General features: G+C 61.3%; 22 protein-coding genes. 10 read left to right on the forward strand and 12 right to left on the reverse strand.

The features are described from left to right. Positions 1-96: 96 nt before the first annotated feature. Positions 97-2,928: a TonB-dependent receptor gene (locus tag CHU95_RS19525; RefSeq protein ID WP_094458034.1), complete on the reverse strand. Its 2,832-nt coding sequence runs from the start codon at positions 2,926-2,928 to the stop codon at positions 97-99. 263 nt (positions 2,929-3,191) lie between these two features. Between CHU95_RS19525 and CHU95_RS19530 the strand changes: the two genes are divergently transcribed. After that, on the forward strand, positions 3,192-4,211 hold the full coding sequence (locus CHU95_RS19530) for a sugar kinase (RefSeq protein ID WP_094458035.1): 1,020 nt from the start codon (positions 3,192-3,194) through the stop codon (positions 4,209-4,211). Positions 4,212-4,613: 402 nt separating this feature from the next. After that, on the forward strand, positions 4,614-5,627 hold the full coding sequence (locus CHU95_RS19535) for an agmatine deiminase family protein (protein ID WP_094458036.1): 1,014 nt from the start codon (positions 4,614-4,616) through the stop codon (positions 5,625-5,627). Here CHU95_RS19535 and CHU95_RS19540 read toward each other — a convergent pair whose 3' ends face one another. The 3 genes from CHU95_RS19540 to CHU95_RS19550 all read right to left on the reverse strand — a co-directional run bounded on the left by CHU95_RS19540 (position 5,628) and on the right by CHU95_RS19550 (position 8,636). Continuing rightward, a complete protein-coding gene (locus CHU95_RS19540; protein ID WP_094458037.1) occupies positions 5,628-6,500 on the reverse strand; it encodes a carbohydrate ABC transporter permease in 873 nt (290 codons plus the stop codon). Continuing rightward, positions 6,497-7,390, reverse strand: a complete 894-nt coding sequence (locus tag CHU95_RS19545) for a carbohydrate ABC transporter permease (RefSeq protein ID WP_094458555.1) — start codon at positions 7,388-7,390, stop codon at positions 6,497-6,499. Before CHU95_RS19545 ends, CHU95_RS19540 begins: the two co-directional genes overlap by 4 nt. Positions 7,391-7,496: 106 nt before the next feature. Then, positions 7,497-8,636 (reverse strand): ABC transporter ATP-binding protein, encoded by a 1,140-nt coding sequence (locus CHU95_RS19550; RefSeq protein ID WP_094458038.1) that lies wholly within the window; start codon positions 8,634-8,636, stop codon positions 7,497-7,499. Between the two features lie 165 nt (positions 8,637-8,801). Here CHU95_RS19550 and CHU95_RS19555 point away from each other — a divergent pair, with 165 nt between their 5' ends. Together CHU95_RS19555 and CHU95_RS19560 are read left to right on the forward strand one after the other, a co-directional pair. Beyond that, positions 8,802-10,334 (forward strand): UxaA family hydrolase, encoded by a 1,533-nt coding sequence (locus tag CHU95_RS19555; RefSeq protein WP_094458557.1) that lies wholly within the window; start codon positions 8,802-8,804, stop codon positions 10,332-10,334. After that, positions 10,334-11,785, forward strand: a complete 1,452-nt coding sequence (locus CHU95_RS19560; protein ID WP_094458039.1) for a mannitol dehydrogenase family protein — start codon at positions 10,334-10,336, stop codon at positions 11,783-11,785. The genes CHU95_RS19555 and CHU95_RS19560 overlap by 1 nt, the downstream gene beginning before the upstream one ends. A 77-nt stretch (positions 11,786-11,862) precedes the next feature. Here the strand turns inward: CHU95_RS19560 and dksA are convergent, their stop codons facing one another. Both dksA and CHU95_RS19570 read right to left on the reverse strand, forming a co-directional pair. Beyond that, complete coding sequence (gene dksA / locus CHU95_RS19565; RefSeq protein WP_094458040.1) at positions 11,863-12,294, reverse strand: RNA polymerase-binding protein DksA; 432 nt, start codon at positions 12,292-12,294, stop codon at positions 11,863-11,865. 172 nt (positions 12,295-12,466) lie between these two features. Then, positions 12,467-12,886: a flagellar assembly protein FliX gene (locus CHU95_RS19570; RefSeq protein ID WP_094458041.1), complete on the reverse strand. Its 420-nt coding sequence runs from the start codon at positions 12,884-12,886 to the stop codon at positions 12,467-12,469. A 289-nt stretch (positions 12,887-13,175) separates the two neighbouring features. On the opposite strand from CHU95_RS19570, the gene CHU95_RS19575 reads away from it, so the two are divergent. From CHU95_RS19575 to sciP, 6 genes are all read left to right on the forward strand, one after another. Further along, complete coding sequence (locus tag CHU95_RS19575; RefSeq protein ID WP_094458042.1) at positions 13,176-14,318, forward strand: flagellar basal body P-ring protein FlgI; 1,143 nt, start codon at positions 13,176-13,178, stop codon at positions 14,316-14,318. Beyond that, entirely contained in the window at positions 14,318-14,677 is a 360-nt protein-coding gene (locus CHU95_RS19580) for a rod-binding protein (RefSeq protein WP_094458043.1), read from the forward strand. The genes CHU95_RS19575 and CHU95_RS19580 overlap by 1 nt, the downstream gene beginning before the upstream one ends. Then, positions 14,674-15,117, forward strand: coding sequence for a hypothetical protein (locus CHU95_RS19585; protein ID WP_094458044.1), 444 nt, complete (start codon positions 14,674-14,676; stop codon positions 15,115-15,117). The genes CHU95_RS19580 and CHU95_RS19585 overlap by 4 nt, the downstream gene beginning before the upstream one ends. A 233-nt stretch (positions 15,118-15,350) precedes the next feature. Continuing rightward, a complete protein-coding gene (locus tag CHU95_RS19590; protein ID WP_094458045.1) occupies positions 15,351-17,990 on the forward strand; it encodes a flagellar hook-length control protein FliK in 2,640 nt (879 codons plus the stop codon). Positions 17,991-18,020: 30 nt separating this feature from the next. Further along, positions 18,021-18,698 carry a flagellar hook assembly protein FlgD gene (locus CHU95_RS19595; RefSeq protein ID WP_094458046.1) on the forward strand — a complete coding sequence of 226 codons (678 nt, stop codon included), beginning with the start codon at positions 18,021-18,023 and terminating at the stop codon, positions 18,696-18,698. Between the two features lie 109 nt (positions 18,699-18,807). Next, positions 18,808-19,122, forward strand: a complete 315-nt coding sequence (gene sciP, locus CHU95_RS19600) for a CtrA inhibitor SciP (RefSeq protein ID WP_094458047.1) — start codon at positions 18,808-18,810, stop codon at positions 19,120-19,122. Positions 19,123-19,139: 17 nt separating this feature from the next. Here the strand turns inward: sciP and CHU95_RS19605 are convergent, their stop codons facing one another. From CHU95_RS19605 to CHU95_RS19630, 6 genes are all read right to left on the reverse strand, one after another. Further along, positions 19,140-20,345 carry a hypothetical protein gene (locus CHU95_RS19605; RefSeq protein WP_094458048.1) on the reverse strand — a complete coding sequence of 402 codons (1,206 nt, stop codon included), beginning with the start codon at positions 20,343-20,345 and terminating at the stop codon, positions 19,140-19,142. 76 nt (positions 20,346-20,421) lie between these two features. Continuing rightward, positions 20,422-21,828: a ribosome biogenesis GTPase Der gene (gene der, locus CHU95_RS19610; protein WP_094458049.1), complete on the reverse strand. Its 1,407-nt coding sequence runs from the start codon at positions 21,826-21,828 to the stop codon at positions 20,422-20,424. Positions 21,829-21,840: 12 nt separating this feature from the next. Beyond that, positions 21,841-23,235, reverse strand: a complete 1,395-nt coding sequence (locus CHU95_RS19615; protein WP_094458050.1) for a PQQ-like beta-propeller repeat protein — start codon at positions 23,233-23,235, stop codon at positions 21,841-21,843. Between the two features lie 19 nt (positions 23,236-23,254). Further along, complete coding sequence (locus tag CHU95_RS19620; protein ID WP_094458051.1) at positions 23,255-23,923, reverse strand: tetratricopeptide repeat protein; 669 nt, start codon at positions 23,921-23,923, stop codon at positions 23,255-23,257. A gap of 239 nt (positions 23,924-24,162) precedes the next feature. After that, complete coding sequence (locus tag CHU95_RS19625) at positions 24,163-24,840, reverse strand: response regulator transcription factor (RefSeq protein ID WP_094458052.1); 678 nt, start codon at positions 24,838-24,840, stop codon at positions 24,163-24,165. Positions 24,841-25,418: 578 nt separating this feature from the next. Further along, positions 25,419-26,120, reverse strand: a complete 702-nt coding sequence (locus tag CHU95_RS19630; protein ID WP_094458053.1) for a LuxR C-terminal-related transcriptional regulator — start codon at positions 26,118-26,120, stop codon at positions 25,419-25,421. Between the last annotated feature and the right edge of the window lie 875 nt (positions 26,121-26,995).

Raw genomic sequence — 26,995 nt, forward strand, 5'->3', positions numbered from 1 at the left:
ACCCGGCAGTCCACTGCCACCGGTTTCCACGCCGGGCCGCATTGCGGCCCTGGGGGGGCTTCCCCCAGCCCGAGGGGCCGGGGGAAGCAGAAATCATCAGTATTTGTAACGCGCACCGAGGAAGAACTGACGACCCGTATGTTCATAGGTCTCCAGGTTCTTACGATCGCTGGTGCCAACCCAGCGCTCATCGAACTGGTCGGTCAGGTTGATCGCTTCGAACGACACCGTGATCTGTTCCGTCACTTCATAGCTGGCCGAGAAGTCCAGGTTGAAGGTTGAGGATTTGCCACGGATGTCGTTGCCATTGCCCGGCGCGATCTGTGTCAGGTAACCATCACGGAAGGAACCGGAGATACGGGCCGAGAACGCGTCATCCTCATAATACAGGGTGGCATTGTAGGATTTCGGTGACAGGCCAACCAGCGGCTCTGTGACAGTCCGGCCAGCGACGATATAGTCGATGTCAGATGTCACGTAGGTGAAGTTCACGATGCCGCCGAAATTGTCGAACGGGGCCGGCAGGAAGGTGAACGGCTTTTGCAGGCTGACCTCGAAACCCTTCAGCGGGCCGCCCTCGGTGTTGGCCGCACGGGTTACCGTGAAAACAGTATCCAGCGTGTTGGTGCCCGTCAGCGAGGAGGCCGGCAGGCCCGTGTCCCGGAACGGGATCGTCTCGGAGATGTTCTGGATGTAGGTCTTGATGTCCTTGTAGAACAGACCGACTGTGAACAGCGTTTCACGTTCCGGATACCATTCAAAGGACAGATCGACCGTGTTCGCCTTGATCGGCTCCAAGAACGGGTTGCCGATGTTCAGCGTAGCGGCCGTGTTGTTGATTGCACCACCCGGCGTCAGTTGCGGCAGGTCGGGACGCGCCATCACCTTGGCTGCACCAAAGCGCACGAGAATATCGTCTACCGGTTCCAGCGTCAGGTTCAAGGCCGGCAGGGTATTGTCATATTCCCGTTCGATCGTCGCCAGTGTGGTGCCGACATAACCGGTGGAGGACAGCTTGGTCTTCACCTGGCGCACGCCGATATTGCCGCGCAGCGGCATATCGCCGACTTCCGTGCTGAAATCAGCCTGGATGTAAGCGCTCAGGCTTTCTTCGCGTGCCGAGCGATTGGCGCCGAACTGATTGGAGCGATCCAGACGGAAATCGCCAAACTGGTTGACGCAGTCGCAATAGATGCCCAGCAAATCCGCAAACTTGTTGATGCTGGGCACAACCCAAGTGGTCGGCGTGCCTTCAGGCATTCCGAGATTGCGACCAAAGCCGGTCAACAACTCCGAGACACTGGCAATCGTGGTGCCAGCCGGCAGCGGTACGCCTGCTTCTGTCAAATTGGCCGTGCTGAACGGGTCACGCGTGACAAACCGGCGCTCTTCCACCGTATTAAAATCATAGGTCTTCTGGACAAGACCGGCCTTCAGCGTCACCCAATCCTGGGCATCCCATTCGACATCGCCCCGGAAGGTACGGAACTCATTGTCCGTCTGGTTGGGACGCATGCGGATCAGCGACGGATCACCCAACACCGGGCCACCCGCCACGGCGCGGGTCGAGGGGCTGAACACATAATTCGCCGGATTGGTGACATCGAACCCGTAATTGAACGAGGGCAGGTTCATATTGCGGGAGAAATCATAGACGTAGCCGTCGCTGTCATACCGTTCCAGCGACAACGTGGTCTGGATGGGATTCTTCTGCTTCGACGTGGACCAGCCGGCCACACCCTTGAACCGCAGGGTCTCGGAGAAATCCTGATTCAACCCAACAGAATATTGCAGGAAGTCGGTTTCAAGCTCGTCGTAGCGCTGTTCGGTGCGCACATCGACATCATCGAAGGTGCCGGCAATCAGGTTGCCCTTCGCGTCATACTGGGCCTGGCGAACATTGGTAAAACCATTACCGCCCGACGCCGCATTGCGGCTGAAGGAGATGATTTCCAGATACTCTTCCTTGCGCGTACCCTGCAGGTTGGCATAGAGCAGGTCCAGGTCGATCCGCGTATTCTCAAAAGGCTGGAACTGTACAGCCGTCGTCACACCCAGCCTTTCCTGGTCATAATCCAGGCGGCCATAGCGGGGGATACGCGGGTGCCAGGCATTGTTTTCCGGCAGGGCAGCATTGGCGGCCGAGTTCAGCGCACCGCCGCCTTCAAACCGACCGGCAGAGTTGCCGGCGACAGCCGGATTTTCCCAACGGCCCGTGGACGAACCCTCTTCCAGGCGGTTGGTCTTGGCATAGGCGACCGATGCCAAGACGCCGATCTTGCCATCGGCAAACGTGTCACCGACCAGCAGCGTGCCGCGCGGATCCTTGGACTTCGACAGGTCATTGTAGCCAACCTGTCCACCAGCCGCGAAGACAAACTTGTTGTAATCGAAGGGGCGGGCCGTCTGCAGATCGACGGTGGCGCCCAGGGAACCTTCTTCGGTCTGTGCGGACGTGGACTTGCGAACGGTCAGGCTGTTGAACAGTTCGGAGGCGAAAATCTGGAAGTCGAAACCGCGGCCGCGATTGGCGCCGCCCGACCCGTCCTTACCGCCCGTCGTTGCCAGCGCTTCCAGGCCATTCAGGCGGACACGCGTGAAGGTCGAGGACAGACCGCGCACGGTAATCGACCGGCCTTCACCACCATCGCGATCGATGGAGACGCCGGGGATACGCTGCAACGATTCGGCCAGGTTCAGGTCCGGGAAGTCGGCGATGTCCTCGGCATTGATGACATCGACAATGTCATTTTCATTTCGCTTCTGATTGATGGCGCTGGCCAGCGAGCCACGGAAGCCCGTGACGACGATTTCTTCCAAGGCTTCCTGAGCCTGGACACCGGCCGGAACGAGGCCGGCGAGCAGCACCAGAGCGGAGGCGCCGGCGAGGCGGCGGCGAATGCAGGTCGTACCCGCGAAGTTCATCATTGCTTCCTTCCCCTACGGATTTATCGTTCTCGCCACACTGACCTCACCTGTTGCCGAAACGACAAGTAAGGGGTTGGACCAACGATTTAAGTCTTTATACCGGTCGCCGGAGCCGCTAGGCGTTGACACCGGTGACAGGCCTATTAATGATCTGATCTGACACCGGTGGCAATACGTTTTTGCACTGAGATATCCAAGTTCGCCACAGGATGTGGCACAAATCCCGCAGTAGGTGGGTTTGCAAGGCGGAAGGGAGAGACCCGATGACCGGGCGTATCGTGTGTTTCGGTGAATTGCTGATGCGGCTGACCGCGCCGGGGCGGGAACTTTTGCTGCAAAGCCCGCGCCTGGATGTCACCTTTGGGGGAGCGGAAGCGAATGTTGCCGTCTCCCTGGCGCGATTCGGCTGGGACGCAGCGGTTGTCTCCACCCTGCCCGACCAGGGGATCGGTGAGGCCTGCCGTGGCGAACTGCGCCGTCATGGCATTGACACGCGCGGCATTCAGATGCGGCATGGCCGTATGGGCCTTTATTTCCTGACTGTTGGTGCCATGCAGCGCCCCTCGGAGATCATCTATGACCGGGCCGGGTCGGCCTTTGCCGTGACAGAGGCCGGTGCCTATGACTGGCCCACCCTTCTGCACGGTGCGGGCTGGCTGCATGTCGGTGGCATCACGCCCGCCGTCAGCGCAGAGGCGGAAAAGGCCGTGGTGGCAGCGGCGGAGGCCGCGAAGGCCGCTGGGGTCAAGGTCTCCTTCGACTGTAACTATCGCGCCAAGCTGTGGGCTGACCGGGGCGGCGACGCGCCAGCGGTGTTTGCCAAGCTGGCATCCTGTGCCGATCTGATGTTCGGCAATGAACGTGACATTGCGCTGATCCTTGGGGCGGATTTCCACGCCATCCCGCTTTCCGAACGGTTTCTGGCGGCGGCGGAACTGGCATTCAAGACCTGGCCAGGGCTGAAATGGCTGGCTTCCACCATTCGCAGCCATCATGACGTTGACCATCAGGAACTGACGGGCCGCGTGGCTGCCCGTGACCACCGGGTGCATTATTCGCGCACCTACAAGCTGAACGGCATTGTCGACCGGATCGGCGGCGGCGATGCCTTTGCCGCCGGTCTGATCCATGAGCTGGAGAAGGGCTGGGCAGCCGACCAGGCCATCAATTTTGCGGCTGCCGCCGCCGCGCTGAAGCATTCAGTGCAAGGAGATGCCAATCTGGTGTCAGTGGCCGATGTCATGAGCCTGGTGAATGAGGAAGGGCTGGATGTGAAGCGGTGAGGGCCTTGCCCTCACCCCCTTTCCTTTGAACCCCAAGCCATGCGCGCCGCGCAGTCTTGCCCCGGCGCGGCCCCCGGATGGCTAAACAGTCCGTACGCAACTATATTACGCCCATCGAAAACAACGATGGAGACACATCATGCGGTACTTTTTCCTGCTTCCTATGCTGCGGCTCGGTGCTTTTTCCCGTTATGCCGCTTCGGTTGAGCAGTACCCGGCCAACCGCCGTGATTGAGGCGGAAAGGCCTGCTTCTTTTAGCAGTTCCCATTTTTATCTCTGACCAAAAATCATCAGCCGGCCCCCGTTTTTGGACCGGCATGGTTGTCAGGACAGCGCCCCGGCGGGTACCCTCGCCGGGGCGTTTTCATGTCTGGCCCGTTTCTGAACCCAAGGATCGCATCATGACCACTCCCGCCGCCGAAGGCTTTTACATGCCCGCCGAATGGGCGCCGCATGCACGCTGCTGGATGGCATGGCCGGTTCGGGAAGAGACGTTCCCCAATGGCCTGCCGGCTGCCCGTGCCGCCTATGCCGAGGTTGCCAAGGCTATCGCGCAGTTTGAGCCGGTGACCATGCTGTGCCCCGACGGCGCATCGGCCGATGTCTCCCTGGCCTGCGGGCCGGGCGTATCGGTGCTGCCCGTCCCCTGTTCCGACAGTTGGCTGCGCGATAATGCGCCCAGCTTCGTGGTTAACGGCAAGGGGGATGTAGCCGGCGTTCACTGGGGCTTCAACGCCTGGGGCCGCAACTATGACGACTTCCAGTTGGATACGCAGGTCGGGCAGCTGATTTTAGAGCATCAGGGGCTGAAGCGCTTTGCGGCCCCCCTGGTCATGGAAGGCGGGTCGTTCCATGTCGATGGTGAGGGCACCCTGCTGACGACCGAGGAATGCCTGCTAAATCCCAACCGCAACCCGCTTCTGTCGCGGGCAGAGATCGAGGCGCACCTGTCAGCCCATCTGGGTGTTCGGCAGTTCATCTGGCTGAACAAAGGGTATGAACAGGACGAAACCGATGGCCATATCGACGAGATCGCGGCTTTCGTAAAGCCCGGCGTGGTTTTGACCATGGACACAGATGACAGGTCCGACCCGAACCATCCCGTGTTTCAGGACAATATCGCCCGATTGAAGGCGGCACGCGACGCGGCAGGCCGGTCACTGGAGGTTGTCACCCTGCGCACACCGGCACGACAGGAACAGCATGGTGTGCGCCTGACCCTGTCCTACACCAATTTTTACATGGCCAATGGCGGCATCGTCATGCCCCTGTTCGACGACCCGATGGATGCGGAAGCCATCAGCCTGTTCGGCAAGCTGTTCCCCGACCGCCGCATCATCCCCGTCCCGGCCTTGGACATTGTGCGTGGTGGCGGTGGCATCCACTGTATCACACAGCAGCAGCCATTGGGGTGATCATCCCTTAACAGAGCCTGATGTGATCCCCTCGACAAAGTATCTCTGCGCCAGGAAAAAGACGATCAGCGAGGGCAGGAGTGCAATCGTGGACATGGCCAGGACCTGGTTCCAGGCCGTGGCCTCCGTGACGTCGATGGCCATTTTCAGGGCCAGCGCCACCGGATATTTGCCGACCGAGGACAGGTAAATCAACGGGTACAGGAAGTCGTTCAAGCTCCACATGAATTGGAACAGGGCGATGGAAATGATGGCGGGCATGATCACGGGCACCACCACATGCCAAAGCACCTGCAGCGAATTGCAGCCGTCGATCACCGCCGCCTCTTCCATGTCAGGCGGAATGCCGCGCAGGAACTGCACCACCATAAAGACGAAGAACCCATCGGTGGCAAAGGCGCAGGGGATATAGAGCGGCAGATAGGTGTCCAGCCAGCCCAATTCCCGGAACATCAGATATTGCGGGATCAGCAGCACGCTTTTCGGCAAGAGGATGGTGGCCACCATCAGCGCAAACCAAAGCTGTTTACCCGGCATGCGGAACCGCGCAAACCCGTAAGCCACCAGCACCGACGACACGACTGTCAGGACCACCTTGGGAATAATGAACATAAAACTGTTCAGCAGATAGGTTGCAAAACTATACTCTGTGCCCGTGCGCCAGCCCTTCACCACCCCGTCCAGCGTCGGGTCCTTTGGCCACAGATTGACCGATCCAAAAATCTCATGGTTCGGCTTAAAGCTGGCGGCCACCATCCAGAATAGCGGGTAGAGCATGATCAGCCCCACCCCGATCAATACACCATAGCGGATCAACGCATTGACGCGGCCCATCCAGGCGGCATCGCGGCGGGCTGTCCCGATCAGGTTCATTCCTCGTCCTCCCGTTCATTGCCGTAGAAGACCCAATATTTGGCGGAGGCAAAGGCAATGATGGTGAAGATGGCGATGATCAGGAACAGAACCCAGGACAAGGCCGCCGCATAACCGACATTGAAATATTTGAACGCCTCTTCATAGATCATCAGCGGCAGCAGATAGGTGGATTTCAACGGGCCACCGCCGGTGATGATGTAGGGGCCATTAAACTCCTGAAACGCCTGGACAATCTGCATGATGAAATTAAAGAAAATCACCGGCGTCAGCAGCGGCAGTGTGATGGTGAAAAAGATCCGGGCCTTGCCGGCCCCGTCAATGGTCGCCGCTTCATAAAGGTCGGTCGGTATGTTCTGCAGGCCGGCCAGGAACACCACCATGGCCGATCCGAATTGCCAAAGCCGCAGCAGCACGATGGTGAACAGGGCATAGGCCGGTTCGCCCAGCCAGTTCAACGGTTCCCCACCGGCCCAGACCAAAGCCTGGTTGATCAGCCCGTCCCCGGCAAACACATAGCGCCACAGGACGGCAATGGCGACCGATCCTCCCAGGATCGAAGGCACATAGTAGGCGGTGCGGAAGAAGCTGATGCCCCGCAGCTTAAAATTCAGCACGAAGGCAATGAACAGGGCGAAGGCCAGCTTCAATGGCACCGTGACGAACACATAAAGGAAGGTCACGCCCAGGGAGCCGTGGAACGTGTCATCCCCCATCATATGCAGATAATTGCCAAGGCCCAGAAAGCGCGCCTGCTGCACCGGGTCCTGCAGTTGATAGTCCGAAAAGGACAGAAGGAAGGAGGACAGGAAGGGAAACAGGGTGAAGGTCGCCAAACCGATCAGGAACGGCGCAATATAGAGATAGCCGGAAACGCGGTTGTCATACATGGGCCCGCCCGCCATGGCGCTGGCTCTGACCTGATCGGCCTTCCCAGCGATGGCCGGGAGAGCGGTCATTGAGGTCGGGTTTGTCTACCATCATCTCGCCTCTCCCTCACGCCGCTACAGCCGCACGCGACCCCGGCTCACCCACCGCCCTGCCCTGGGCGTCGAACAGGTGGCATTGCGCCAGCCGGACACCGACGCGCAGCCCGGTGCCGATACGCAGGGCTATGTCTCCCGACATTTTCACCACCAGCACACCATCGGACAAAGAGGGCATGCGCAGATGGGCCAGGGTTTCACCGCCCAGCCTTTCAACAAGATCAATGACGGAATCGAATTCCACCGCCTGGTCATCGCCTGCATCCACACCAGGCCCCACACGGAAATGTTCGGGACGGATACCGACCGTGACCTTGGCCCCCGGCCGTACGTCGGCATTATGGCGGGGCAGGCGCAGCGTGGCGCCGTTGAGACGGACGCTGACACTGTCCGCCTCCGCCCCGTCGACAAGGCCATCCATAAAATTCATGCGGGGAGAGCCGATAAAGCCCGCCACGAAAAGGTTCGCAGGGTGGCGATACAGTTCGATCGGGGCCCCGATCTGTTCGACGCGCCCGGCATTCAGCACCACGATACGGGTGGCCAGCGTCATTGCCTCCACCTGATCATGGGTCACATAGATCATGGTGGCCCCCAGCTTGGCATGCAGGCGGGCGATTTCCACCCGCATCTGACCGCGCAGTGCCGCATCCAGGTTGGACAGGGGTTCGTCAAACAGGAACACTTCCGGCTCGCGCACAATGCAGCGGCCGATGGCGACCCGCTGCCGCTGCCCCCCGGAAAGGGCGCGGGGTTTACGGTCCAGCAGCGGGGTCAGTTGCAGGATCTCCGCCGCCCTGGCCACCTTCTCCTTGATCAGATTCTTGGGCAGCCCGGCGATTTTCAGGCCGAAACCCATATTCTCCGCGACGCTCATATGCGGGTAGAGCGCATAGGACTGGAACACCATGGCGATGCCGCGTTCGGAGGGATGAACCAGGGTGACATCACGGTCACCAATCATGATCGACCCGCCCGTCGGCAGTTCCAGGCCTGACACGAGGCGCAGCAAGGTGGATTTGCCACAGCCGGAGGGCCCGACAAAAACAGTCAGTTCCCCCGGCGCGATCTCCAGATCCACCCCCTTGATCACATCGACCGCGCCGAAGCTTTTCATCACCCCGTGCAGTTGCACCCGCCCCTTGGCCACGCCGCCTCCCCTGCTTTTACCGGTGGTCGCCCCTTCGGCGGATGCCGGTCTTTACCCTCACCTGTGCTCTTGATCTATCTGGTAACCGGTGTCAGGTTCAATCATCCCATCGCGGGCCGTACCGGAAAAATCCCGACTGTCCGCATGCCCAAGGATGACGCCAAGATGAGTTGTGTGCAACCACCCGCACCGTTGCATGACGCGCTTCCGCCCGCCCATATTGTTGACCCGGCGGATAATGTGGCTGTGGCCGTCACCGCACTGCCCGCCGGCACCTATGTTGACCTGGGCACACACAGCGTCACCCTGTTGTCCGATGTTCCGCGCGGGCACAAGTTTGCGCTGCATGCCCTGAAAGCCGGTGAGGCTGTGCGTAAATATGGCTGGCCGATCGGTGTTGCCACCGCCGCCATCGATGCCGGTGCCCATGTTCACAGCCATAATCTGGCGACCGGCCTGTCCGGCACGCTGAGCTATCAGTACGCCCCGACGGGCACGGATGCCACCTGGGCCGCCATGCCCCGAACCGAACAGACCTTTATGGGTTATCCCCGCGCGGATGGCCGCGTCGGCACCCGCAACGAGATCTGGATCCTGTGTACGGTGGGCTGTGTTGGCCGCACGGCCGAACGCATCGCCACGCTGGCCAGCCAGCGCTTTGCCGGCAAAGTGGACGGGGTTGTGGCTTTCCCGCATCCGTTCGGCTGCTCGCAGTTGGGCGATGATCTGGCCCACACCAAATCCATCATCGCGGCCCTGGCCCAGCATCCCAACGCCGGCGGCGTGCTGCTGCTGGGCCTGGGATGCGAAAGCAACCAGTTGGACAAGCTGCTGCGCGATGCGCCTGGCATCGACCGGTCACGTCTGCGCGCCTTTACGGCCCAAACCAGCAGTGATGAGGTGGAGGACGGGATCAATGCCGTCGCCGAACTGGTGGCGATTGCCGCGGGCGACAAACGTGTGCCCTGCCCGGCATCCGATCTGGTCCTTGGCCTGAAATGCGGCGGGTCGGACGGGTTCAGCGGCCTGACCGCCAACCCCCTGGTGGGCCGTATGGCCGACCGGGTGACGGCGGCGGGCGGCAGCGCCATCCTGACCGAGATTCCGGAAATTTTCGGGGCCGAGGAACTTCTGATGTGCCGGGCCGTTGATCAGACGGTATTTGACGGTGTGGTCAATGTCGTCAACGGCTTCAAGCAGTATTTCCTGGACCATCACCAGCCGGTTTATGAGAATCCCTCCCCCGGCAATATTGCCGGCGGCATCACGACGCTGGAGGAAAAGTCGTTGGGTGCCGTGCAGAAGGGTGGCCGCAGCCCCCTCTGTGATGTCATCGACTATGGCCAGATACACCGCGTGAAGGGGCTGACGCTGCTGGAAGCGCCGGGCAATGACGGTGTCTCCTCCACCGCGTTGACGGCGGCGGGCGCCACGGTGATCCTGTTCACCACGGGGCGCGGCACACCACTAGGGTTCCCCGCCCCGACCCTGAAGATCGCGTCCAACAGCGCACTGGCCCGGCAGAAACCCAACTGGATTGATTTCGATGCGGGTCTGGCGCTGACCAATGCCGGGTTGGATGGGGCGGCGGATGCGATGTGGTCTCTGATCCTGGAAACCGCATCGGGCAAGGAAACCCGCGCGGAGAAGAACGGCCAGCGTGAGATTGCGATTTGGAAGAACGGAGTGACCCTGTGATGCCGACCCTGTCGATCACCAATCTGCCCCTGCTGCGCGCCGATGTGGCCCGTCCTGCCTATGACCGCGATGCAGCCGGTATCGGCGTGGTCCATTTCGGCCCTGGCGCCTTCTTCCGCGCGCATCAGGCGTTCTTCTTTGACGAAGCGCTGGCCAAGGGTGGCAATTGGGCCATCTGTGCCGCCGCCCTGCGCAGCACGGAGGTGCGCGATGCCCTGCGGCCCCAGGATAATCTCTATATCCTGGCTGAATTGGAGCGGGAGACGCGCTATCGGGTGATCGGGTCAATCAAGGAGACACTGGCCGGTCCCGGTGACCGCGCAGCCCTGCTGGACCGACTGGCCAACCCCGATACCGTCATCGTCACCATGACGGTGACGGAGAAAGGGTACTGCCTGAAGGGTGACGGGTCGCTGGATTTCGATCATGCTGATATCGCCCATGACGTGGCCAATCCGCTGCACCCGGTCAGCCTGATCGGCCATCTGGTGGAAGGGTTGCGCCGCCGGTTCAAGGCGGGGACGGCCCCGTTTACCGTCATTTCCTGCGACAACCTTGTCGATAACGGCCATAAGCTGGGTCGTGCGGTTGCCGCATTGGCAGAACGGCAGGATGCAGGCCTGGCCGCCTGGGTTCGTGAACATGTCGCCTTTCCCCGCACCATGGTGGACAGCATCACACCCGCTACGGATGATGCGCTGCGTGTCCGTGTGGCCAGCGAGGCCGGCCTGTCCGACAATTGGCCAATCCAGCGCGAACGGTTCACGCAGTGGGTGATCGAGGACAAGTTCTGCAATATCCGCCCGGATTTTGCGTCCATCGGCGTGACACTGACCACAGATGTCAGTGCCTATGACAGGGCCAAGCTGCGCCTGCTGAACGGTCCGCACTCCACCCTGGCCTATCTGGGCAGCCTGGCCGGATATGAGACGGTAGCAGAGGCAATGGCGGATGCCGATCTGGCTGGATTCGTCCGCCGCCTCATGCTGGAGGATATCCGTCCCACCTTGAACCAAGAGGCCGGCATTGATTACCCGGCCTATATTGACGCGATCCTGGCTCGGTTTGCCAATCCCGGTATCCGCCACCTTCTGTCCCAGATCGCCTGGGACGGGTCAGCCAAGCTGCCTTTCCGGCTGTTCGGCACCATCCGTGAACGGTTGGCAGCCGGGGCACCGGTCGATCATCTGGCCTTGCCGGTTGCCGCCTGGATGCGCTTTGTGCGCGCCAAGGCGGCCGATGGGACCAAACTGACTGATCCCCTGGCCGAGGCATTGCTGACCATTGGGCGCGCCTGCACCAATGATGCACATCGTGATGTGTCAGGTTTCTTCACCCTGGACCAGGTTTTCCCGCCCGCCCTAACCGGTGATGCCGCCTTCCGTGCGGCGCTGGAGCGGGCCTATGCCCTGCTGGGCGGTGGGGTGAAGGCGGCGTTACAGGGCATCTGAGCCCGGTTCTCGGCCCAATACCAAGAAGGCCGGCGGATCGCCCCGCCGGCCTCTTCTCTGGACGATCAGACAAACGATCAATCGTCGCGGTGGGTGCGCTCCATCCGCTCATGCCGTTCCTGGGCTTCCAGGCTCAGCGTAGCGATGGGCCGCGCTTCCAGTCGGCGGACGCCGATCGGCTCCCCCGTCTCCTCGCAATAGCCGTACTCACCATCATGGATGCGCTGAAGCGCGGCATCAATTTTGGAGATCAGCTTGCGTTCGCGGTCACGCGTGCGCAGTTCCAGCGCCCGGTCTGTCTCAAGCGTGGCGCGGTCGGCAATGTCGGGTTCCTGCAGCCCGCCATCCTCATGCAGGCTGTTCAGTGTCTCGCTGCTTTCGCGCAACAGCTCCGTACGCCAGAGCAGCAGCTTTTGCCGGAAAAAGGCCCGCATCAGCGGGTTCATATATTCCTCGTCTTCCGACGGGCGGTAATCGGCGGGAAGCAGAGGCAACGTATTAGACGACATCTGGCTGGTCCGATCATGGGCCTCGAAACGGCGCGGAGTATAGGGAGACAAGGCCCGGCCCGCAACAGCCGAGCAGCATGTTCCGAAAATCTCTAATGCGCTGAAACGAAACAATTTCCCGGAAAACCGACCCAGGCCGCCATCCAACCGTATGCCGGTGATGGCCTCAACCTCACGCCTGCGGCGTCAGCTTCGCGATCTCCACCTGCGCCCGCAGGTCAATCTCGTCCAGAACCTGTTGCAAGGCCGGATCGTCCAGTTCCCCGATGCGATTCTGCAAAATCCGGCTCAATTCGTGCAGCTTTTCCAGCGGAATTGTGCCTAACAGCAGGCCAAGACGGATTTCGTCCAGACGGTCGAGAATATCCTCGCCCCGAGCCTGCGCCTTACGCTTCTTGCCGGACAGGGCGTCATCCACCTCTTGCAACGCAAACAGGGGATTGATACCGGACAGGCCCTGCGGACCGGACGACCGGGAGACGCCATCATCCTCATCGCCGCCCTGGATGTGACGCGCAAACTCGCCGCCAGCGCTGCGCGTGGCTTTTTTCACCTGGCCGGGACGGGTGGAGGAAGGACCCTCGATCTTCATGGCGCGGACGGTTGCTTTCGCTGGGTCGATCAGACGGCGGTTCCGATACCAGATATATAGGATGGATACGCCGATTTAACTATAGGTATCACCCGTGGCCGCTTCCGTCCTAGGGCATTTTTTGCCTCCTTACCCGTCCGGGACCGGTCCACAACCCGGCAGCCCTTGACCATCGGCCCGCAAAGGCGCGCAATCCCTGTGTTGGCATGGTTCTCGCTTTGGACCGGCCAGGATAAAGGGACACAACCGTCCCCAACCGACGGCAAGCGATAGAATCGGAAGCACCGCCATGGCGACGCGCACCACCCCCACCAAGACCCGGATCGGCCAAGTACTGGCAGCCATCCTGACGGCCCTGACGCTCATGGCGCCCGACATGGCGCAGGCGCAAAGCCGAATCAAGGATATCGCCGATGTTGAGGGCGTGCGCGACAATATGCTGATCGGCTACGGCCTTGTTGTCGGGCTGAACGGCACCGGTGACACGATCAACAATTCGCCCTTCACCGAGCAGAGCCTGATCGGCATGCTGGAACGCCTTGGCGTCAATGTCCGCGGCGATACAATCCGGACCAAGAACGTGGCCGCCGTGATGGTGACCGCCACCTTGCCGCCCTTCACATCCCAGGGCTCACGCATCGATATCAGCGTTGCCGCCATGGCCGACGCCAAGAACCTGCAGGGCGGTACCCTTCTGGTGACCCCGCTTCTGGGTGCTGATGGTGAGGTGTACGCCGTGGCCCAGGGGGCCGTCGCCATCTCCGGGTTCAGCGCCCAAGGTGCCGGTGCTTCCATCACCCGCGGGGTGCCAACCAGCGGCCGCATTGCCGGTGGTGCCATCGTGGAGCGGGAAATTGATTTTGCCCTGTCCGACCTGCCCTATCTGCGCCTGTCGCTGCGCAATCCGGATTTCACCACGGCCGTCCGTGTGGCCACAGCCATCAATCAACTGGTGGGACCGCAAACCGCCAAAGCCATCGACCCGACCAGTGTCATGATCAATGTTCCGGCGCAGCGCCAGGCCGATCTGGTCGGTTTCCTGGGGGAGGTGGAGCAGCTGCGCGTCCAGCCCGATCAGGTGGCGCGGGTGGTCATTGATGAGGCGTCGGGTGTCATTGTGATGGGCGAGAATGTGCGCATCTCCACTGTCGCCATCGCCCAGGGCAACCTGACCATCAAGATCACCGAAACGCCGCAGGTTTCACAGCCCGCACCGTTCAGCCAGGGTGGCCAGACGACGGTCGTGCCGCGTACCGATATCCAGGTCGATGATGGCGCCGACAAGAAACTGGCTGTGATGCCGTCCGGCGTGTCGCTTCAAGAACTGGTCAACAACCTGAATGCACTGGGTGTTGGGCCCCGTGATATGATCTCGATCCTGCAGTCCATCAAGGCGGCTGGCGCCCTCCAGGCTGAGATCGAGGTGATGTGATGTCCGACAGCATGAAACTCTCCACCCCCGGCTTCGACCCCCAAGCCCTGGCGCAAAGCGGCGGCCTTAACCGCGCCACCGGCCAGGGCCCTAAGCCCGCCGGCAAGGATGTCGACAAGGCCGCCCAGGAATTTGAAGCCGTGTTCCTGTCCCAGATGCTGGCCCAGATGTGGCAGGGCGTGGAAGCGGACGGCACCTTTGGCGGCGGCGAGGCGGAAAACACCTGGCGCGGCATGATGGTCGAAGAATATGGCAAGCAGATCGCCAAGGCCGGTGGCCTGGGCATCTCTGACCAGGTCAAGGCGGAAATGATCCGCATGCAGGAACAAGAACAAGGCACAAAGAAAGGGCTGAAATGACAGCAAACACACGCGCGGACGCGCTGATCGACGCAATGCGACGGCTGACCGATCTCTTCCAACTGGAGAACGATGCCATCCGCAAGCGCAATGTCCCGGCCCTGAACGCCATTGCCGACAAGAAGCCCCTTCTGGTCCGCACCTATGAAGATTGTGTGCGATCGGTGAAGGCCGACACGGAGACGCTGCAGCTGATGGACGGTGACGCCAAGACAAGACTGAAACAGGCGTCAGACGATTTCATCACCGCCACCCTGGAACATGCCCGCCTGGTGCGCGCAGCGACCCAGGTCACCCAATCCACCATCAATACCCTGGTCAACGCCATCAACAAGGCGCGGGCCGACGACGGCATGTATACGCGGCGCGGCGGCATGGTCATGCCCGCAGCCTATACCCGCAAGGCCGCCCCCTCGATGGCCTATAACAAGTCGTTCTGACACAGCGTTCAATGACTATTGTCCTATGTTGACGGCAACCGTTGGGTTTGCCGTGACGCCTGACCCTTGCCTGGTGCGGATGTGAAAGGCCCACCCGGCAGCCCTTGCCCAGGAACCGGCAGGTTCTGCCGCCCGGCAGGCAAGGTTGATCCGCCAAACCCGGCAGATCTGCCCGTTATGTGCTGGCACAATAGGTGCATGGTCCCAACCGACTAAGCGCAGGAACCAAAGCCATGGATGTCTCAACCCTCTTCGCCGCGCCCAACACCGCCGCTTCAACGGCGGCTCTTTCCCTCGGTGCGCTGGCCGGGAACGGTGGCAATGCCACTGCGACCGGTGACGGTCTGGAGGGGTTGGACAGCTTCAACCAGTTGCTGGGTAACTTCCTCTCCCTCACTGGCGGGGAACTGATGGCTGCCGCCACGCAAGGCGAGCCTGGCCCTGTAATGGTGGGTGATGGCACAGCCATCGGACTGACCGTACCCCCTGGCACGGCAACGGTGCCGGGCAGCGGCCAGGTGGGCGGCATGGGCATGCTGGCGGGATTTGGCGCTGGCGGCATGGTTACCAAGGGCGCGGAAAGCCGCTGGGCCCAGTCCGGTCTCAACCTGTTGGCAGGTGGCGGACTGGCGGGGCAGGAACTCAACCCGGAGGTTCTGGAATTTCTGAACGACCTGTCCAGCGTCATTGCCACGGATGGTGGACTGTCCGATCTGGTCACGGATGCGGGCGCAGTGGCGGATGGTATGCCGGTGCCAAGCGGCAAGGGCGACAGCGAAACCGCTGCAACCGAAACCCTGATTGTTCTGCAAGGCGACACCGCTCCCCTGGCAGCGGCGCCCGCCCTGCCGGCGACGGCGTCCCCGCAGGTCATCCCATTGACCCCGGCAGCCCAGATATCGGCGATGAGGCCCGGCACCGGCGTGATGCCCCTCACGACAGAGGGCACGGGCTTGCAGGCCTTGCCCACCATTCCGGAGCCAGACGATCGTGCAATCCCGGTCCCGCCCCCGGTTATCCCCCGTCTGATGGATGCGGGCACGCAAACAGCCCTCTCCGTCACGGCCAAGCCGGCATCGGTGATGGTCGTCCCGCCTGCCCCCGCACCGGCCGCCCCGGTGACTGACGATGCTGTCCCATCCGCGACCACGCCCTTGGTGAATGACGAGGGGGCAACGGTTTCCCTTACGACAGCCTCCGCCTCGACCCGGGGGCTGACGGATGTGACAGCGGCAGCAGCTTCAGCGCCGGCGTCGGCACCGGCTTTGACGTCGCCATCGGTGACAATGGCAGAGAAGGCGGCTGCGGCACCCTCTGCGCCGACACCGGCAACAGGCACCGTCACTGCCGCTCCTGGGGCTGATGATCGCCCCGGTGCCCTGATGATCGCGAGCGAGCTGGCCATCACAGCCAGCGACAATGATGGGCCAGTAATGGCGCCAGCCCCGGCGGCCCCCCCCCTGCCCGCCCGGATGCAGCCTGTCGAGCCCGTCGTACCACAAACGGCGGCACAGCTTGCCATGACGGCACCGGCGACAGCGCCCACCGTCACATCGGCTGAGCTTAAACCGAGCGCAACGGTTCCTGTCTCTGACCCTGCCGCTGCCAGAACTCCCGCCCCAACCGCCGCTGACCCCGATGGCCATGCCCAACCACACGCCGCCCTGCGTGCTGACCAGATCCGCGTGACCGCAACGGCCGGCGACAGTGCGGCACCGGCCCCACAAGCCACACAAGTCACTGACGGGATGGCTGTGAAAGTGTCAGCGTCGACCGTTCCGGTTGCACAACAAGCGGTGAAAAACGCCAAAGCCCCGCCCGTGTCCCCGCCCCTTGCGCTGACGCCAACAGGTGTGGAACCGGCCCCGGTGGTGGAAGGTCTGGACCAGGGTGAACCGGTAACCGCAGAGGCCCCGGCCCTGACGGACGCAGCCACCCAACCGGCCATACGTACCCCCCTGACCGCCGCGAAACCAGCGCCGGCGCCCACCCAGGCCAAGCCAGCAGCCACCCCGTCCCAGACGGTGGTGACCGAGGATGCAGCGACCCCCGTCAACGCTGACACGGACAATGTGACCAACCAGCAAATGCTGGCGCCCAAGCATGTGAACAACGAGGCGCAGTCGGACACGCAGGCCGAGATGACCGGCCCGGCACAAACTGCCGGGCAGAATACGACCGCCAGTCGCCCTGACACATCCGCACCGACCGTCAATGGCGAGCGGGAGGATAATCTTTTGAGCCGTGCCGTCACCAGTGCCGGCAAGTCATCGGATGCCGGCAGCAATAGCGGTCAGGACGCAGCCAATGGTGGTGGCGGCACCTTGTCCACCGCCGACCCGGCCGATACCCTGACGGGGACACTGGCCGGTGGTGAGGCGGGCAAGACACAAGGGACTGATTTTGCACAGTCCCTGCGCCAGACCTCCACACCACACCGCCCCAATGCCTATATGCCGCCAACTCATCAGATGGCGATGCAGGTGCAGCGCGCTGTTCAAGAAGGCAATGAACGGCTTTCCATCCGCCTCAATCCCCTGGAACTGGGACGCATTGACGTTCAGTTGGAAATCGGTAGCGAAGGCAAGCTGCGCGCCAAGGTGATGGTGGAGAATCCGCAGACGCTGGAGATGCTGCAAAAGGATGCCAAAACGCTGGAGAAGGCGTTGCAGGATGCCGGTCTGCAGACCGACCAGAACAGTTTGAGCTTCTCCTTGCAGGATAGTGGCGATCAGGCCCAGCATCGTCAGGATCAGCGTGATCAGGCCGATTATGGCACAGCCTTTGCTTCTACTGAGGATGAACAGGAGGACCCGGCAATTCTCGCCCAGACCCAGATCTTGGAACTGGGCCGGGTCGATGTCCGGGTCTGACAAGAGACCCCGATTGGGAAGGAATGAGCCATGTCTATCTCCGGCCTCACCGGTTCGACGGGCACCGCCAGCAACAGTACCACTACGACCGCCCCCAAATCCGCCTTGGGTGATCTGTCGAACAATTACGAGACCTTTTTGACGCTGTTGACCTCACAGCTTCAAAACCAGGACCCGTTGCAGCCGACCGATACGGCCGAGTTCACCAAACAGCTCGTGCAATATTCGCAGGTGGAACAGTCGATCAAGACGAACCAGAAGCTGGACGATGTGATCAGCGCCATCAACAATGGCCAGCCCAACCAGGCTTTGGGTTACATCGGCAAGACTGTGGAAATTCAGTCGAACGGTATCGCGCTGCAGAATGGTTCGGCCTATCTGACAGTGTCCACTGACCGGCCCGCCGCCGAGGCCATGTTCGAGATCACTGATGCCAAAACCGGCAAAGTGGTCCGCACGATGCCGCTCAGCAAATTTGCTGGTACCCAGGATGTGAATTGGGATGGGCTGGACCAGAACGGCAACAAGCTGCCGGATGGTACCTACAAAGGTGTGGCAAAAGTAACCGGTTCGGATGGCAAGGAAATCAACGCACAGGTGATGAGCTTCGGCCGTGTCACGGGCGTGGATCTGACGGCTGAAGAGCCCTACCTGATGCTGGGCAACCTGCCGATCACCATGACCAATGTGCTGTCCATCAGGAATTGATGCCGTTGGTTGCGGTCGTTTCACCACAGGATTTATACGGAACTTCACGTTTTTTTAAGGGCCGGGCGGTAACGCTAAGGGCATATACCGGACCAGAGGCGCCCTTATCATGAAATCGCTCAACACCGCCGCCACGTCCCGCCTGCGGGCCGAAACGGAAGCCGATGCAGTCGGTGTCTCCACGGGCAGCGTGAAGCTGACACTGGACGATCTGCCGCCGCCGGAAACCCGGCGCTGGGTCATGCGGCGCAAGGCGGAAGTGGTGGCAGGCGTTCGCGCGGGCCTGCTGACCGCTGAACAGGCCTGTCTGCGGTACGACCTGTCGATGGAAGAATTCCTGTCCTGGCAGGGCATGATCGACCGCCACGGTGTACAGGCGCTGCGTGTCACCCGCCTGCAGGATTATCGCCGCCGCGAGGATTGAGCACCGCTATCTCCATCTCAGCGCAAATTATCCGCGACACTGTGCAACCCCTGCGCCCGCAGCATCTCCTGACGCTGGCGCAGGCGTCGGCGTTCGACCGACTGATGGGTGCGCTCCCCACCCAGGATGGTGCCATCTTCCCCGGTCAGTGACAGGACCAGTTCGTCCAGCAGGGCGCCATCCTGTTCCGGGGCGCGCTGGTCCAGCGGCCGGTCCGTATTGATCTCCCGCAGCAACCGGTCGGCCAAAGCCGCCTGCGTCTGGGGCAAATGGCCCTGTTGGATCAAGGTTGCGATAATCCGCATCGTCGGGTTGACGATTTTGTCGGCCACTCCCTTGCGGCACAAGATGACCGATCCCATCACTTTCAATGCCGTACCCAGATTGGGTTGCGGGGCGAACAATTCCTGCACAACCTCGGCAAAGATCATCGTATCCGCCAGGATGGCATCGACATGGCGAACCAGACCGGACTCGACATTTTCCTGTGCCAGCCGTGCCAGAATATCCACCTTGGCCAGCAATGAGCGAAATTCAAACAACCAGACGCTGATCAGCGAGTTCAGCACATAATCATGCTCCCCCAACCCAACCTTCTGCTGGATCAGGGTCGACAGTTCACCCAGATTCTGACCCCTGAATTCGGGGTAGTTACCCCGTTCGGCGGCAAAGGTGCGGGCCTTCTGCTGGCATTGGGTCAGCAGCCCATCCAACAGCGTCATCCGTTCCTTCACCGGCACATTCAACGCCGCCGCCTGTGCCGCCCCGATGCGGTGCATGCCGGCATTCACCAGACCCTGTGCGTCCTGTAACTTCCGGATATGGCTGAAACTGTGCAGCAGCTCGGTGGTGCAGATATTGCTGCGCTGCATATAGTCGCGCATCACCTGCCCGATGGTGCGCCGTGCATCGGCGGTATACAGATCATCCACCACTTTGCAGACCGCCAGATCGCCGACAGGGGTGGAAACGACGATCGGTTTTGCCTTGGGCGGGGTGGCGGTCGCTTCATAGACCACCATTTCCGATGTGGCGGCGTTGGAGAGCATGCGGTGACGGACGACCTTGACCTGCGTGGTCTTGTTCAACCGCAGAAGAAGCTGCGCCTCATTGATCGCTTCCTTCTCCTCGTCACACAGGACATGCAATTGCCAGCGGTCGTCCTTTTTCAGGAAGACCTCAAAGGTCTTCTTCTTGTTCCAGAAGCTGACCCCAAAAATCATGCCCCTAACCCCCTATCCACTTAGTCTTAGTCTAATGGATAGGGGCGGTTTGGCAATGACGCAGTTGCCTGGACGCTCAATCGAAGGGATTCGTGCTGCCCTTGCGCAACAGCAACCGGATCGGCACGCCTGGCAGATCCAGATGTTCGCGCATGCCGTTCACCAGATAACGTGAATAATGCTCCGGCAGGTCCACGGGCTTGCTGACGAAAAGGGCAAAGGTCGGCGGACGGCTTTTCACCTGGGTCATGTAGCGGATCTTCAGGCGCCGTCCATCGACCAGCGGCGGCGGATGGCTTTCCGTCATCGCCGACAGCCAGCGATTAAGCGCCGCTGTCGGGATACGCCGGTTCCAGACCCCGTAGGTGGTGACGACCGCGTCCAGCAGATCGGTCAGTTTCTGTCCCTTCAGTGCCGAGATGGCGACGGTGGGAATGCCCTTGACCTGTGGCAACGAGGTCTGAAGACGGTCGGCCATCCGACGCAGGGCGGCATTCTTATCCTCCACCGCGTCCCACTTGTTCAGGGCGATGACCAGGGCTCGCCCCTCCTCGACCACCAGGCGGGCGATGGTCAGGTCCTGCTTGTCCAGAATCCCGTCGGCGTCCAGGACCAGGACCACGACATGCGCCATACGGATGACACGCAATGTATCCTGATTGGCCATCTTCTCCAGCTTGGCCTCGACCCGTGCCCGCTTGCGCAGGCCGGCCGTATCAACCAGGCGGATCGGTCGGCCCTTCCACTCCCACTCCACGGCGATGGCATCACGGGTCATCCCGGCTTCCGGACCGGTCAGCACCCGTTCTTCCTGCACCAGCGCGTTCAGAAGCGTGGACTTGCCGACATTGGGCCGCCCGACAATGGCTAATTGCAGGGCCTTGGGTTCATCCTCATCGGCGACGTCGCCTTCTTCCCGGATCTCGGCTTCGGCGGCTTCCGCGTCGAACGCCTCTTCCTCCTCCGGTTCATCCTTTGGCATGAAAGGCTCCAGAGCCGTGACCAGATCGGCCATGCCCTCGCCATGTTCAGCCGATAGCGGCACCGGTTCCCCGAGGCCAAGCTCGTATGCCTCAATCAGGCCGGGCCGGCCCGCCACCCCTTCGCATTTGTTGGCGACCAGGATGGTGGGTTTTCCCGCCCTGCGCAGCCACGTGGCGAAATGCTTGTCCATGGCCGTGACACCGGCACGCGCGTCGATCAGGAACAGGGCGACGTCAGCCCGTTCCACCGCCCGTTCCGTCTGGCGGCGCATACGCGACTCCAGACTGTCATCGAAGACGTCTTCCAAGCCGGCCGTGTCGACCACGGTGAATTCCAAGCCCCCGACGCGGCCGTCGGCAGCGCGCCAGTCGCGCGTTACGCCGGGCTGGTCGTCAACCAGGGCGATCTTCTTACCGACCAGCCGGTTGAACAGGGTGGACTTGCCGACATTCGGTCGCCCGATAATGGCAACCGTCAGTCGGTGCGTGGCCTTGATCACTGAAAACTCCGTTTACCGATAGGCGACCAGGTCGCCGTCTTCTGTCAAAAGATACAGGGTTTCGCCGGCCACAACAGGGGCCTGGAGGGTAGCCGCAGGCAGTTCGGTGGTCTTGATCACCTTGCCGTCGGTGACCGAGAGTTCCAGCAACTCGCCCTGATTATTGGTCAGCAGCAGGCGGCCACCAGCGACAATCGGACCGGTCCAGAGCACCGGATCTTCCTTGTCCTCCGGGTCTTCCCATTGCTGCAACTGACTGATCCAGCGGACACGGCCATCCCGGCGGGTCAGGGCCACCACCTGGCTGTCATTGGTGGTCACAAACACCCAGTCGCCGATGACGGCAGGTGTGGTGATGCCGCCGACATCCTGTTCCCAGACACGTTGTCCCGACCGGATATCCACGGCTGCCATGCGGCCGGAATGGCTGATGGCATAAGCCACGCCATCGGCGATGACCGGAAGGCCACGGATATCGGCCAAGCCCGTCAGGTTTTCCCCCCGACGGACCGCCGCCAAGCTGTCCTGCCAGGACTGCCGGCCGTTTTCGACACGCAGGGCAAACAGTTCGCCCGATGAATAGGGCACAATCGCCGTATCGCCCTCAACAGCCGGAGCCGAGCCCCCCAGCAGGGCCGCCGGCTCCAGAAAGCCGGTATGGTACCATTGCAAGGCGCCGTTCTCGGCCGACAGGGTAATCATCTGGTTATCGACGGTCGAGACGAAGACGCGATTGTCCAGCACTGTGGGGGCGGAACGAATCGGACCGGCGATACGGCGGCGCCAGATCACATTGCCGCTGTCATAATCCAGTGCCACCGCCTCGCCAAAACCATTGGTGGCGTAGATACGGTTTTCATGAACGGCAACACCGCCACCAAAGGCCTCGCCATCCTGGTTTTCGCGCAGGATGTTGCGGGTCCAGATGCGCTTGCCGGTCCTGGCATCGAATGCATGCAGGTCGTAATCGGTATCCAGGACAAACAGCCGGCCGCCGGCAACGACCGGGCCGGCCAGCAGACGCGCACTGCTGCTGGAACCAGAGACAGACGTGCTCCAGGCCCTGCTGAGATTGTTGCCCAATGCCACATGGCCCGGATTGTGGGCCGGGTTGCCGCCGGCCTGGGCCCAATCGGCATTGACGGTTGCCGCCGGCAGCGTCACCTCGGCAGCGCTGACCTGCGGGTCCACTTCCAACTGCTGTTGCAGCTGCAGCACGGAGATGCGGTTGCCGCCCAGCTTGGGCCCGTCCTCCTCACCGGAGAACCAGTCCGTGATGCCGCAACCCGACAGCAGCAGGCTGGCCAGCAGCGGCGCCGCCATGCGGGCGGCCAAACGATAGCGGGTCCGGGTCGGCGCGATGCCGGGGCGGGTGAGCGCGGCGGCGGAACGGGTGGTATCGACCATCTTATGCTTGATCCCGGACTTATTTCGTCGCCGCAAAAAGCGCGGCAAGCTCGGTGGCACGGGCGCGCAGCGCCTGCGGGGCAGTGCTGTCTTCCGACAGTTCTTTGAACAGGGCGGCCGCCGCGGCATGATCGCCAGCACGCACAGCCAGAAGGCCTGACGCCTCGGTAGCCGAGGCCTTCCAGGCGTTGCCTTGCTTCAAGAGCGGCGTCAGACGGGCGCGCAAGGCGGCGGCATCACCGGTATCGAGCTGCAACTGCACCGACATCAAGGTGGCCAGATCGCGCAGCATCCCATCGGCGCTGGCCGTTCCTGCCACCTGATCATACAGTTTCACAGCCTCGTCCCGCTGCCCGTCGCGGGCACGCAGACCCGCCTCATACAGGCGAGCCACATCGGCATGCCCCGCCCCCAATGTGGCGCTGGCCGCCGACAGTGCGTCGGCAGCCGCCTTCGTGTCGGGCGGGGTGTTCTCATCGACCGGGCGCAGCTTGGACAGCGCCGCGGAGAGAACGGCGGTCCGTTCTTCCATGCGGGTGGTCTGCCAGTGCTTCCAGCCGACATTGCCGGCTGTGGCCGCAACCACCAGGACGGCAGCCCCGATAACCAGACCGCCATACCGCTTCCAGAACTTCATGATCTGGTCGCGGCGCAGATCCTCGTCAACTTCGCGAAAGATATCGGACATGCATCACCCTCGGCCGCTTGCCGAACCGAATAAATAAAGGGCGGCGATAGCAGACGCCCCGTTCCGGGTCAAGGCGGCTGCCCCCGCGGTTCCCCCCTTGCACGCCCGGACGGGGCAGAACAAGCGGTACGACAGCCAATACAATACGCTGCTTTCTGGCAATTGCGGGGCAAAAAGCAAAGGGGCGGCATCACGCCGCCCCGGAAACTGGTCGCCGCAACAAGATGGCAGGCGATTGATCAAGCCTCCGTCGGCACCCGCTGAGCCAGGATCGGAAGGTCCAGCCAGTCTGCCGCCACCATGGCCTGCGTGCGGTTGCGCACACCTAATGCCTTGAAAATGGCGGTGATATGGATTTTGACGGTGCCGACTGTCAGGTCCAGCGTGTCGGCGATTTCCTGATTGTTGCGGCCGGAGCGGATCATGGAGAGGATTTCGCGCTGGCGCGGGGTGAGTTGTTTGCCCGCATCCTCCCGGAAAAAGCCGGCGGGAACCGGGCCTGCAACGGTCATCAGCGGCTCTCCCCCTGGCCGCATCGCGACCACGGGCGGCACAAACACGCCACCATCCCGCACCACGTCCAGCGCGTTGGGCAATTCTTCACCCACGTCCCCACGGCGAACATAGGCCCGTGCCCCTTCACCCAGGGCCGCACGCATCCGTTCCGGATCATTCCCGCCCACGGCGATCAACGGCACCTGCGGGCAGCGCTGCACAAATTCCTTGATGGCACCACGAACGGCCATCGTGGTGGAGACCATGCCAACCAGCGTGAGTTGTGGATTACGCTCTGCCAGACGGGCCAATGCCGACAGGTCGGCAACCTCATCCACCGGTTCGACCAGCCCGGCACGGCGGGCAACCTGCCGGACGCGGGTGACAAAGGCGGCTTCATGATCGATCAGTATCAGACGCATTGTTCACGGCCTCTACGCTGTTCCCGCAACCTGCCATGGATGCTGGGCAACGGATTTTCCCTACTATACATGAGCTTTTGGCTTCCTACAATTTTATGCAGCAACCGCAATTAAAATCGCCCGATGCCGGGAAATCCCCGTTGCCAGACCGGTATGGTCAAACCTTCCAGCCATCAATCCATCGCACCACTTATATGGTGTGTTGAATCATGGCACCTGGACAGGCCACCATCACTGATCAGCCAAGCATTTAAGTCGATCTTTCAAAGCGTTGCGCATAAGCCAATAGTTTCCAGTGGGATTTTAGGAAACTATTAACGAAAACCTATGCAACTCACGTTGATACTCAACTTATATCAAAAATCCAAAAATGTAATACCGATGTAACGCACTATCCCCCAGGATAGGGCCGGCACAGCCCGCAAAGGTCCCTATAAGAACCGGTTGCCGACGGCCAGGCGCCAGCAAAACATACTGCTATATGCTGTCGCGGCAAAATTGCGCTTGTCATATGCAGAAACAAAAATGCCGCCACCCGGCATCCTTGGGCAGCGGCATTGATGGCGATCTGTGACGGATCAGGCCGTGGCGACGCCAATGGTGGCAGGCCCATCGCTGTTGGCCGCCTGGGTCACCTCCGCCTGACCGAGTCCATTATTCATGGCCCAGATGGCTGCCTGTGTCCGATTGACCGCATTGATCTTGCGCAGAAGGCTTTTCAGATGGACCTTCACCGTCGCTTCCGTGATGCCAAGGCTGCTGGCAATGATCTTGTTGCTGTCGCCATCAATCAGGCAGCGCAGTATCTGCGTCTCCCGCTGCGACAGGCCCTTGCGCAGGGCGGTGATCTCCGTCGCGGGCTGTGGTTGCACTTGGCCAGACAAGAGCAGTTCCGCCAGGTGGGTGGGGAACACTTTTTCACCCATCATCACCAGCCGCAATGACTGCGCCAGGGCATCGGCCGACATATCCTTCATCAGATAGCCCGATATTCCAGCCTCCAACGCCTGGGTCAGGCGCCGTGCATCCAGACTGCCGGTCAAAATCACCAAAGGTGTGTCTGGCCGCTGCTGTCGCAAGGGGCCGATACGTGTCAGGGCCGTTGCATCCTCGCCCGGATCAACCAGCACCAAATCCGCCTGGACCGCCGGTTCGCCGATGGCTTCGTCCACACTGGCAAACTCCGCCGTCACCTGGAACGATACGTCCAGCAGCAGGCGGCTCAGCCCTTCCCGGAACAGTTTGTTCGCATCAATCAGCATGACGGTCTGTGTGCTCATAGCATTACTCCCTACCCGGCCAGTGGTGGGACGACCGGTCCAGGTCGGGGGTCGTCAAACACCGGCATTGCAATCTGTAAAGAGTTTAGCCCTCCCCATTCGCGTTCAACACCCCTCAAACGCCGTACCCTATGAATACTTTCGGCGTATGACAGTAAAAATACCATGAAATTGCCCCAATTGAGCCGGACCCTTGCCGCATACGTTTCAATCATTAGCGATTATGGCAGGCATGGGTCTGTGTCATGGTTACTGACCGCTTCGGAATTATCTATCGATATTAGATCGAATATCATCTTAATTCTGAAGCATCAGACAGAAACTGCTGCTGCAGCCATTGCCAGCGCCCCCTTCCGAAATGTTCCACCCACCGCGAGCGCAGGAAGGAACAACAACGCTGCGCCATGCGCGGATCACATGGCGTAATGTGCGTTCACGCATGAGGCGTGCTGCATTGCAGCATGGCAATATCCAGCCATCCCTGTGGATGAATGGTAATTCATATTCATTTGGAAGGGTTTATGATGAACCCAGATCAATATGGCCGGAAGGTTGGCCTTTGCTCACCCGGCCGTCAGACTGTCCACCGGTGGCAAACAAACAGAAACAGCCCCATACGGGGCTGTCTTTGTACTTGCTATCGGCCCTTATTCGAGCCATATTTTGCATCGCAGCACGTTGTGCTGCTTGCCCTTATCGGGCGTTTCCTCCCTAAACTCAGGCCGCTCATGTAGCGGCCTTTCTTTTTGCCTGCTGCATGAGCCCGGGGCGCATCGCTTGAAACAAGTGCAACGCTCCGGCCTGGGTGACGACTATTTGTTTCAAATCGCGCCCTGGGTCAAGCCATTTTCTGTTGAAGGCTTAAAAATCTCTTA

Source organism: Niveispirillum lacus (assembly GCF_002251795.1).
Lineage (GTDB): Bacteria > Pseudomonadota > Alphaproteobacteria > Azospirillales > Azospirillaceae > Niveispirillum > Niveispirillum lacus.